Origin of the sequence: Acinetobacter bouvetii (assembly GCF_902753875.1) — a bacterium.
GTDB classification, from domain to species: domain Bacteria; phylum Pseudomonadota; class Gammaproteobacteria; order Pseudomonadales; family Moraxellaceae; genus Acinetobacter; species Acinetobacter bouvetii_A.
This window is the reverse complement of record NZ_CADDTS010000021.1, coordinates 1-4429: the sequence shown is the minus strand read 5'-3', so window position 1 is coordinate 4429 and position 4429 is coordinate 1. Positions and strand designations below refer to the sequence as shown.

At 38.1% G+C, this 4429-nt stretch carries 4 protein-coding genes and 1 pseudogene; all 5 read left to right on the top strand.

The annotated features are described in order from the left end of the window. Nucleotides 1-113, top strand: a pseudogene (locus FB6_RS05095) (IS982 family transposase); the annotation flags it as partial. 158 nt (nucleotides 114-271) lie between these two features. Further along, complete coding sequence (gene ftsY / locus FB6_RS05090; protein ID WP_174558963.1) at nucleotides 272-1387, top strand: signal recognition particle-docking protein FtsY; 1116 nt, start codon at nucleotides 272-274, stop codon at nucleotides 1385-1387. A 176-nt stretch (nucleotides 1388-1563) separates the two neighbouring features. Then, nucleotides 1564-2250: a nitroreductase family protein gene (locus tag FB6_RS05085; RefSeq protein ID WP_174558962.1), complete on the top strand. Its 687-nt coding sequence runs from the start codon at nucleotides 1564-1566 to the stop codon at nucleotides 2248-2250. Between the two features lie 193 nt (nucleotides 2251-2443). Continuing rightward, complete coding sequence (locus FB6_RS05080; RefSeq protein WP_174558961.1) at nucleotides 2444-3037, top strand: nitroreductase family protein; 594 nt, start codon at nucleotides 2444-2446, stop codon at nucleotides 3035-3037. Between the two features lie 205 nt (nucleotides 3038-3242). Continuing rightward, nucleotides 3243-3896 (top strand): DUF2057 family protein, encoded by a 654-nt coding sequence (locus tag FB6_RS05075; RefSeq protein ID WP_174558960.1) that lies wholly within the window; start codon nucleotides 3243-3245, stop codon nucleotides 3894-3896. Nucleotides 3897-4429 lie beyond the last annotated feature (533 nt).

Sequence of the window (4429 nt, the reverse complement as noted above, 5' to 3'; positions counted from 1 at the left end):
GTAAAGCTCGTAGTATTCATGGATTTCTAAGTGGAATTTATGCTTCTTTATGTGCATACCAATTAACCCATCGAAATAAGCCAACAATTCAAATTATGAAATCATTAGCTTAAGCAGGATTCGGGTTATTTATGATTATTTTTCAGAAACTGTGAATTGAAAGCAAGGTTAAGTTGTTGGTTTTTGGTGTGTTCAGTGTCTACTGGGAAAAGCAGATTAAAACTATGCTAGAATCCTTGTTTTTTAACGCAATGCTTTTCAAGGATTCGGCATGCAACAGCAATCTAATGGGCAAAATAAATTTTTGATTGATGCTGATATCGGGGATGACGATGTCACTTTACCGAATTTACCTGCGGTAAATGTACCTATTGTTGAAACTCCCAAAGAACAAAGCCCTGTTTCTGCGCCTGTAGCCACAGAAACTGAGCAAACAGAGACAGAGCAAGAGGATACCTCTAAAGGCGGCTTTTTTAGCCGTATGAAAGTAGGGTTGACCAAGACCCGTAAAAACCTTGCAGATGGTATGGTCAACATTCTCATTGGTGGTAAAGAAATCGATGATGAATTGTTAGAGGAAGTTGAAGAACAATTATTGGTGGCAGATATTGGTGTAGATGCAACCAAGACCATTATTGCTAATTTAACCGAACGTACAGCACGTGGCGATTTAATCTACTCGCATTCCTTGTACAAGGCTTTGCAAGAAGAATTGGTGGCTTTACTGGCACCACGCGTAAAACCTTTACACATTGACCCAAACAAAAATCCGTTTGTGATTTTGGTGGTGGGTATTAATGGTGTGGGTAAAACCACTACCATTGGTAAACTGGCTAAACGCTTACAGGGTGAAGGTAAAAAAGTGATGTTAGCTGCCGGAGATACTTTCCGAGCAGCAGCGACAGAACAGCTGCAGATCTGGGGTGAGCGTAATAATATTGCCGTAGTTGCGCAGGGCCATGGTGCAGACAGTGCCTCGGTTATTTTTGATGCTTTTGAAAGTGCCTGTGCCAAAGGTGTTGATGTGCTGATTGCAGATACAGCAGGACGTTTGCATAATAAAAGTAACTTGATGCAGGAGCTGACTAAAGTTAAACGCGTCATGCAAAAAATTGATGCTACAGCACCGCATGAAATCATGTTGGTGGTGGATGCTGGTACAGGTCAAAATGCAATTAATCAAGTTGAAGTCTTTGATGAAGCCGTTGGTTTGACTGGATTGACTATTACCAAACTGGATGGTACTGCAAAAGGTGGTGTCCTATTTAATATTGCCAGCCGTACCCATGTGCCTATTCGCTTTATTGGTGTGGGTGAAAAAATTGATGATTTACGTCCATTTTCGGCGAAATCATTTGTAGCAGCGCTTTTTGAAACTGAAAAGTAAAATGCATGACATTTCACATAAACTCCGCTAAATGCGGAGTTTGTTGTTTTTAGGCTAATTGATTGATTTAAAATGCAACATCCAAAATTTTGGGTTTCAAATAACTTCCTTTATAAGCCGTTAGAATACAGCATAAATCTTAAAAGCTTGAGCATTTGAATTGGGGAGTGCTTGCTGTGGCATTGTTAGAAAAAATTGGTCATGTCCTAACGGCAGATATCACCAAAGAACTGAAATTTAAAAAAACAGCTGCGAAAGATGAGTATGAGTTAACTTTTGTTGATCATTTGAAAAAACGCCGTAGTATTTATGTGCTTGGTAAAAAGGTTCACTTTAGTCAGGCTTACTTGGCTGAACTTATTCAGGAAGCTGTACGCAGTTGTCCATCTGCTTTAAATTCTCAAAGCTCTAGAATTGTGGTGCTATTTGGGGATTCACATGACAAATTTTGGGAAATCGTCAAAGATGTGCAACGTAAATTGGTAGCAGTACATGTCTTTGCTGGTACAGAGGTGAAAATTAATCAGTGCCAGGCTGGAGTAGGTACGGTATTATTTTATGAAGACCAGAAAACCATTCGGCAATTACAAAAGAAAATTCCATTCAATGCTGCTGATTTTCCAGTCTGGTCAGAACAGACTTCTGGCATGGCGCAATATGCAGTATGGACTGCTTTAGCTGAAGCAGGTCTGGGTGCTTGTTTACAGCATTATAATCCGAGTATAGATTCAGCTGTCGCACAGCATTTCAATATTGATCAGTCATGGTTGCTGCGCGCTCAACTGGTTTTTGGCTCCATTGAACAAAAAGCCGAGATCAAACAGGATCCACAAGATAACGAACGCTTTAGAATTCTGCTTTAACCTGAATGATATATCAATAAAGCACCGGAATAAGGTGCTTTTTCTTTTAAATTATAACTCAAAAAATGAAGAAGTGATAACTGTTCTATAAATAAAACATACTGTCACTTTTTTAACCATGTACTGTGTTTAAAATTAACATAAGATAAATTTATTCAAATAACGTAGATTAAAATTCCAAGAGAATTATCCCATGTCATTTCTCGAACAAATTAAACAGCGCCGTACCATTTATGCGATTGGTAAAAATGTCGCTTTAACACAAGATCAATTAGAAGCTATCATTAAAGATGTCGTGCGTAATAGCCCATCTGCATTTAATTCACAAACCTCGCGTGTAGTTACGCTATATGGAGAGTCACATACCAAATTTTGGAATATCGTACGCGAAACTTTAAGAAAACTGGTGCCTGAAGGTGCTTTTGATGCGACCAATGCAAAAATTGACAGTTTTGCTGCAGGTTATGGCACAGTTCTATTTTTTGAAGATCAGGACAAGGTAAAATCGTTGCAAGAACAATTTCCTTTATATGCAGAGCATTTTCCTGCATGGTCGGAACATTCGACAGGTATTGCACAATTTGCTCTATGGACGGCATTGGCCGAGCGGCATATTGGAGCTTCCTTACAACATTATAATCCTGTCATTGATCATGAGGTTGCAAAAACATTTGCACTTCCAGAAAACTGGAAACTTCGAGCGCAATTGGTCTTTGGTTCGATTGAAGCATCTGCCGGTGAAAAAACATTTATGGATAATGCCGAGCGTTTTAAGAAATTTGATTAGGCTATCCGTATATTTTCAAAACATTAAGAGTGCTAAATTAGCGCTCTTTTTATGTCCAAATAATTACTATATATCTATTTAATTGCAAAGCTTATCTCCACAAAGTCTTGAAGCAGTGGCTGTGTCCGAAAGCTCTTTGTCATAAAATTGACATTTATCCATTGCATAGTGCAACTAAAATTTAACAATGAACAGAGATAATCGGATGGCTTTAAGATTAACTTTTGCTGTGGCTGCATTAATCGCAAGTGGTACAGCATTTTCAGCGGTAAACATTTCAGCGCCAGAGGAAATTAAAATTCTGGCAGTGAATGATCAGGAAGTGAATACAGGATTATTTCGCGCTGCAAATAACCAATATCAGCTGGATGCTGGAGCAAACAGTATCAGTGTTCGTTATAGCCAGTATTTTGAACATTTAAATGGCGAGCATGACATTGTGAAATCCGGTGTGGTGACTATCAAAACACCAGAATTAAAAGAAGGTGAAAATTATCGTTTAGATTTGGTGAATGCGCCAAAAAATTTCGAAACTGCCAAAAAATATGCTGAACAACCAATCGTGGCCTTGTTTGATAAGAATCAACAGATAGTGGTGCAACAAAAAGGGGCTAATACAGAACAAAAGCCGTGGCTAACACAAAGTCTATTTGCTAAAACTATGGATTTAACTCAAAAGAAAACTCCACCCGTCAATCAGCCTGCGCCCGTATATCCACAATTGGCTGCACAATCTAAAGTTACAGCAGTTTCCACTCAAAGTGCAGATCTGGATCAGCAACTGATTCAGTTATGGCAAAAAGCAGACAAAACCGAACGTCAACGGTTTATGTCGTGGTTAGCAGAACAAGCGAATTAATATAAAGAAAAAACCAGCTCAGGCTGGTTTTATTGTTTTGCAATGAAGGGGTAAAATGAAAATGTCATTCATGATCTAAAAAATGAATGTAGTAATGTGTAAAAAATGCTCAATAAATGCTTGGAACGTGCTAAAAATACGCTAATGGGTTAAAAAATAAACACTCAAATAGAGATTGATAGAAAATTCTGTAATAGGGCTTGCAAGAGTTCTGAAACTGTATAGAATACGCAGCATCCCGACGCGATACAGCAAACGAGCTTAGCTGAACAGGTTAAGTTGTTAGATGTTTATTGCGTTATATTTTCTACTGACGAGGTAGAAAATAGATCATTAAGAGATTATGAAGAACAACTTGTGTGGATTTTTACTGGTTGATTAATCGAAATTATTTTCATTGATTGATGGTAGAAATTACTCGAAGTTTATTTGAGCAAATTTTTGTCAGTAATTGATGAGCCAAGATTGGTGCACTATATGCACTATTGATTTTAAACTGAAGAGTTTGATCATGGCTCAGATTGAACGCTGGC

Bases quoted from the DNA above. Each gene is read 5' to 3' on its own strand.
- ftsY (WP_174558963.1), top strand. From the start codon at position 272: ATGCAACAGCAATCTAATGGGCAAAATAAATTTTTGATTGATGCTGAT.
- FB6_RS05080 (WP_174558961.1), top strand. From the start codon at position 2,444: ATGTCATTTCTCGAACAAATTAAACAGCGCCGTACCATTTATGCGATT.
- FB6_RS05075 (WP_174558960.1), top strand. From the start codon at position 3,243: ATGGCTTTAAGATTAACTTTTGCTGTGGCTGCATTAATCGCAAGTGGT.